Below are 6,000 nucleotides of genomic sequence, written 5' to 3' on the forward strand. Positions count from 1 at the left end.
TAAATACTGGCATATCAATAGACCGCAACGACCGCGCAGCACGACAGAGGGCCGGATGCTGTGGCATCCGGCCCTCTGTCTGTCTCTGTCTCAGCGCTTGTAGTTCGGCGCCTCGACCACGATCTGCACGTCGTGCGGGTGCGACTCCTTGAGCCCTGCCGCGGTGATGCGCACGAACTTGCCTCGCTGCTTGAGCTCCTCGATGGTGCGAGCACCGACGTAGAACATCGACTGGCGCAGTCCGCCGACGAGCTGGTAGGCGACGGCGCCGACCGGACCGCGATACGGCACCTGACCCTCGATGCCCTCGGGGATGAGCTTGTCGTCGCTCGGCACGTCGGCCTGGAAGTAGCGGTCCTTCGAGTACGAGGTCTGCTTGCCGCGGGTCTGCATGGCTCCGAGCGAGCCCATGCCGCGGTACTGCTTGAACTGCTTGCCCGACTGGAACACGATCTCGCCCGGCGACTCGTCGGTACCGGCGAGCAGCGAGCCCAGCATCACGGCGTCAGCACCGGCGACGAGGGCCTTGGCGATGTCGCCCGAGTACTGCAGTCCGCCGTCGGCGATCACGGGGACACCGGCGGGGCGTGCCGCGAGCGATGCCTCGTACACGGCGGTGACCTGGGGCACGCCGACACCCGCGACGACGCGCGTGGTGCAGATCGAACCGGGTCCCACGCCGACCTTGACGGCGTCGACGCCCGCGTCGACGAGCGCCTGAGCGCCCTCGCGCGTCGCGACGTTGCCGCCGATCACGTCGATGTGCGCGAAGCTCTCGTCGGCCTTGAGCCGCTTGACGAGGTCGATCACGCCCTGGGACTGGCCGTTGGCCGTGTCGACCACGAGCACGTCGACACCGGCGTCGCGCAGGGCCTCCGCGCGCTCCCAGGCGTCTCCGAAGAAGCCGATGGCCGCGCCGACGCGCAGGCGACCCTGGTCGTCCTTCGTGGCCAGCGGGTACTTCTCGCTCTTGTCGAAGTCCTTGATGGTGATGAGGCCCGCGAGCCTGCCGTCGTCGTCGATGAGCGGCAGCTTCTCGACGCGGTGGTGTGCGAAGAGCGCGATGACCTCGCCTGCGGCCACGCCCACCGGTGCGGTGACGAGGCCCTCCGACGTCATGACGTCCTTCACGAAGGTGGTCTGACGCTCGAAGCCCGAGACGAAGCGCATGTCGCGGTTGGTGATGATGCCCACGAGGCGTCCGTCGGGGTCGACGACCGGAAGACCCGAGATGCGGTACTTGGCGCAGAGCGCGTCGACCTCTTCGACGGTCGCATCCGGCGATGTCGTGATCGGATCGGTGATCATGCCCGATTCGCTGCGCTTGACGCGGTCGACGTGCGCGGCCTGGTCGGCGATCGAGAGGTTGCGGTGCAGGATGCCGATGCCGCCCTCTCGGGCCATCGCGATGGCCATCCGAGACTCGGTGACGGTGTCCATCGCGCTGGACAGCAGCGGTGTCGCGACCGAGATCCGGCGAGTGATCCGCGACGAGGTGTCGGCCTCGCTGGGGATGACGTCGGTGTGCCCCGGGAGGAGCAGCACGTCGTCGTACGTGAGTCCGACGAAGCCGAAGGGGTCGTGCTGGTCCATGGATTGTCCTCCTGCGGGCGCGATCTGGGGTGAGGGTGTACCAATTCTAAGCGTCGGGAGGCTGAGGAAATTCCCGTGCCTCCAGGCGTCCTGCGCAGCACGACGCGCCGAGAGGGGCCATATTCGCAACTTCGTGATGGGATCGTTCTCACTGTGAGCAGATCGTGCCTTGGTTGAAACAGAGCCGACACATTACGCTCATACCGTCGTACATCAGGGCCGATGCACAACTCCGTCATGGCCTGTGTACTGGGCTGGAGGTTCTGTGCGTCCGACGATCTCGGCGAATCGAAGCGGAATGCGGTGGGTCATCATCCTGCTGGCGTCGCTCCTCGCCATCGCTTTCCTGTGGTTGCAGCCTCCTGCAGCGGCCTCCGCCGAAGAGACGGACGACGGCCAGGAGATCACCGAGTTCTACTTCGCCGGTGTCATCACGTTCGATGACGACCCCGTCGAAGGCGTCGTCATGACGATCGAGGGCGGCGGCTTCGAGGGCGAGACCGAGACGGACGCCGAGGGCAAGTGGCGCCTGTACGTTCCCGAGAAGGACACCTACACGCTCACCGTCGACGAGGAGACACTCCCTGACGGTGTGATCGTCGACGCGGCGCAGCTTCCGGAGGGCACGCAGCCGATCGCCGGCACGACGGCGTCGTTCGAGGTCGAGTTCGGTCTGACCGGCACCAAGATCCTCAACCTCTTCCTCGGTGAGGGCGAGAGGATGACGACGTCCTTCATCGATCAGCTCCTCTCGCGTCTCGTGGGCGGCCTGAACTTCGGCCTGCTGCTCGCGCTCGCCTCCATGGGCGCCGCACTCATCTACGGCACCACCCGGTTGTCGAACTTCGCGCACGCCGAGATGGTCACCTGGGGCGGCCTCGTCGCCCTCGTGACGACGAGCTTCTGGCATCTGCCGCTGTGGCTCGGGATCATCGCGGCAGTGATCGGCGGCGGTCTCTTCGGCTGGGCGTTGGATGCCGGCATCTGGCGTCCGCTGCGCAGACGAGGGCTCGGGGTCGTGCAGCTGATGATCGTCAGCATCGGCCTGTCGCTCGCTCTGCGCTACGCCTTCCAGTACATGATCGGCGGCGGCACCCGCCAGCTGCCCGGTGCCAGCCCCGAGCCGTTCCGGTTCGGGCCGATCTCGCTGTCGTACATCGACCTGATCGGGATCGTCGTCAGCATCGTCGTGATCGTCGGAGTCGCGTTCTTCCTGACACGCACCCGCATCGGCAAGGCCACCAGGGCCATCTCCGACAACCCGCAGCTCGCCGCCGCGTCGGGCATCGACGTCGACAAGGTCGTCCGCTACGTCTGGATCCTGTCCGGCACCCTCGCGGCGATCTCCGGCATCCTCTGGGCGTACTTCCGCCCCGGTGTGAAGTGGGACATGGGCATGCAGATGCTGCTGCTCATCTTCGCCGCCATCACCCTCGGCGGCCTGGGCACCGCGTTCGGCGCGCTCGTCGGCTCGCTCATCGTGGGCATCGCGGTCGAGGTCTCCACCCTCTGGATCCCCTCGGATCTGAAGTATGCGAGCGCCCTGGTCGTGCTCATCGTGATCCTCCTCGTCAGACCGCAGGGTCTGCTGGGACGCAGGGAAAGGTTGGGCTGATCGCCATGGACTTCGGAAGCATCTTCTCGAACACGGCCGCTTATCTGTTCAGCCCCGTCACCCTGGCGTACGCGCTGGCGGCGACCGGTCTGGCCGTGCACTTCGGATACGCGGGACTCCTCAACTTCGGCATGGCCGCCTTCATGGCCATCGGCGGGTACGGCTACGCCATCTCCGTGCTGACCTTCGGTCTCCCCTGGTGGATCGGCATGCTCATCGGCCTGCTCGGCGGCGCGCTGTTCGCAGTGCTCCTCGGCATCCCGACGCTGCGGCTGCGAGCCGACTACCTCGCCATCGCGACGATCGCGGCCGGTGAGATCGTGCGCCTGCTCTTCACCACCCAGATCTTCGACGAGTACACCAACTCGGCCGACGGTCTCGCGCAGTTCAACGGCGGGTTCCGCGACTCCAATCCCTTCCCCCCGGGAACCTACGGGTTCGGGCCGTGGACCTACAGCGCGAACGACCTGTGGAACCGCGTGTTCGGACTCATCGTCCTGCTCGTCGCGATCCTTCTGGTCTGGTCGCTCATGCGCAGCCCGTGGGGGCGTGTACTCAAGGGCATCCGTGAAGACGAGGACGCCGTGCGCTCGCTCGGAAAGAACGTCTTCGCCTACAAGATGCAGGCGCTCGTGGTCGGTGGTGTGATCGGCGCAGCCGGAGGGATCGTGTTCGTCCTCCCCTCGGCCGTGGTCCCCGGCAGCTACACGACCTCGCTCACGTTCTTCCTGTGGACCGCTCTGCTGCTCGGTGGAGCAGCCACGGTGTTCGGCCCGACGCTCGGCGCGATCCTCTTCTGGGTCGTGTTCGCGTTCATGGCGAACCTGCTGCCGTCCATGGCCAAGGCGGGAATCCTGCCGATGTCCGACAGCCAGGCCTCGACCCTGGTGTTCATCTTCGTCGGTGTCGCACTGATGCTGCTCGTGATCTTCCGTCCTCAGGGGATCCTCGGAGACAAGAGGGAGATGACCTTTGTCAAATGAACTGACCCCCGACGAGAGCGCCGAGACGGCGCCCGCCACCGGGAGCATCCGACGTCCGAAGACCACCGGTCTCGCGAAGGGCCCTGCGGCTCCCGGAGTGCCGAAGGTCGATCCGATCCTCGTGGCAGACGCCGTGCAGCGACGCTTCGGCGGCCTGACCGCCGTCGACGTCGATCACGTCGAGATCCCGCGCGGCGCGATCACGGCGCTGATCGGCCCGAACGGCGCCGGCAAGACGACGCTGTTCAACCTGCTGTGCGGATTCGACAAGCCCAACAGCGGCACCTGGTCGTTCGACGGGGTGAGCCTCTCGGGCGTCCCCTCGTTCAAGGTGGCGCGCATGGGGCAGGTGCGCACGTTCCAGCTGACCAAGTCGCTGTCGCTGCTCACGGTGCTCGAGAACATGAAGCTCGGGGCTCCGGGGCAGCGCGGCGAGGGTTTCTGGTCGAGCCTCTTCCCGTTCCTGTGGCGCAAGCAGGACCAGGAGATCGAGGTGAAGGCGCGCGAGCTGCTCGCCCGCTTCAAGCTCGACGCCAAGGAGAAGGACTTCGCCGCATCGCTCTCGGGCGGGCAGCGCAAGCTGCTCGAGATGGCCCGCGCGCTCATGAGCGACCCGACCCTGGTGATGCTCGACGAGCCGATGGCCGGCGTCAACCCGGCCCTCACACAGTCGCTCCTCGACCACATCCTCGATCTCAAGGGTCTCGGCATGACCGTGCTGTTCGTCGAGCACGACATGCACATGGTCCGCCACATCGCCGACTGGGTCGTGGTCATGGCAGAGGGGCGCATCGTCGCCGAGGGGCCGCCTGACGAGGTCATGGAAGACCCCGCCGTGGTCGACGCCTACCTCGGCGCGCATCAGGATCTCGATCTCGGTGCCGTCACCGGTCGCATCCCCGTGATCGAGAACGCCGCAGCAGCCAAGCTCCGAGAGCAGATCGAAGCAGAAGCCGAGGCGGAGCTCGAAGCGACCAGCACTCTCGACCCCGACCAGAAGGGCAACGCATGAGCGCCGCCACCCCCGCAGCGTCGTCGCCGACACCCGACGACATCGTCGTCGAGCTGAAGGACGTGCACGCGGGCTACCTGCCCGGAGTGAACATCCTCAACGGCGCGAACCTGGTCGCACGACAGGGAGAGCTGATCGGCATCATCGGCCCCAACGGCGCCGGCAAGTCGACCCTGCTGAAGGCGATCTTCGGCATGGTCAACGTCCGCGGCGGCGACGTCACCCTGAACGGAGAGAGCATCGTCGGCTTGAAGGCAGACAAGCTCGTCAAACGCGGCGTCGCTTTCGTGCCGCAGACGAACAACGTCTTCCCCTCGCTCTCGATCGAGGAGAACCTGCAGATGGGGCTCTACCAGAACCCCAAGATCTACGCAGAGCGCCTCGAGTTCGTCACCGGCATCTTCGCCGAGCTCGGCAAGCGCCTCAAGCAGCGCGCGGGTTCGCTCTCGGGCGGCGAGCGCCAGATGGTGGCGATGTCGCGGGCGCTCATGATGGACCCGTCGGTGCTGCTGCTCGACGAGCCCTCGGCCGGCCTCTCCCCCGTGCGCCAGGACGATGCCTTCATCCGCGTCTCCGACATCAACAAGGCGGGCGTGACCACGATCATGGTCGAGCAGAACGCTCGTCGCTGCCTGCAGATCTGCGACCGCGGCTACGTGCTCGACCAGGGCAAGGACGCATACGAGGGCACAGGGCGCGACCTGCTGAACGATCCGAAGGTCATCGGCCTCTACCTCGGCACGCTCGGCACCGACGCCGCCTGACGCGGCAGACACACGGAGAAGGGGGGGGGGGCG

General features: G+C 66.5%; 5 protein-coding genes. 4 read left to right on the forward strand and 1 reads right to left on the reverse strand.

Annotated features, from left to right (window positions below):
- Positions 1 to 90: 90 nt before the first annotated feature.
- On the reverse strand, positions 91 to 1,593 hold the full coding sequence (gene guaB, locus RQG82_RS18860; RefSeq protein WP_056375811.1) for an IMP dehydrogenase: 1,503 nt from the start codon (positions 1,591 to 1,593) through the stop codon (positions 91 to 93).
- Positions 1,594 to 1,891: 298 nt separating this feature from the next.
- Between guaB and RQG82_RS18865 the strand changes: the two genes are divergently transcribed.
- Genes RQG82_RS18865 through RQG82_RS18880 form a run of 4 tightly spaced genes read left to right on the forward strand, consistent with a single transcriptional unit; the run spans position 1,892 to position 5,967 of the window.
- Positions 1,892 to 3,208, forward strand: coding sequence for a branched-chain amino acid ABC transporter permease (locus RQG82_RS18865; protein WP_311260329.1), 1,317 nt, complete (start codon positions 1,892 to 1,894; stop codon positions 3,206 to 3,208).
- Between the two features lie 5 nt (positions 3,209 to 3,213).
- Positions 3,214 to 4,191: a branched-chain amino acid ABC transporter permease gene (locus RQG82_RS18870; RefSeq protein WP_311260330.1), complete on the forward strand. Its 978-nt coding sequence runs from the start codon at positions 3,214 to 3,216 to the stop codon at positions 4,189 to 4,191.
- Between the two features lie 46 nt (positions 4,192 to 4,237).
- The gene (locus RQG82_RS18875; protein ID WP_311260334.1) at positions 4,238 to 5,203 is read left to right on the forward strand and encodes an ABC transporter ATP-binding protein; all 966 of its coding nucleotides are present in this window, start codon (positions 4,238 to 4,240) and stop codon (positions 5,201 to 5,203) included.
- Positions 5,200 to 5,967 carry an ABC transporter ATP-binding protein gene (locus tag RQG82_RS18880; protein WP_311260331.1) on the forward strand — a complete coding sequence of 256 codons (768 nt, stop codon included), beginning with the start codon at positions 5,200 to 5,202 and terminating at the stop codon, positions 5,965 to 5,967. The genes RQG82_RS18875 and RQG82_RS18880 overlap by 4 nt, the downstream gene beginning before the upstream one ends.
- The last annotated feature ends 33 nt before the right edge of the window (positions 5,968 to 6,000 follow it).

Source organism: Microbacterium sp. WCS2018Hpa-9 (genome assembly GCF_031843745.1).
GTDB lineage: Bacteria > Actinomycetota > Actinomycetes > Actinomycetales > Microbacteriaceae > Microbacterium.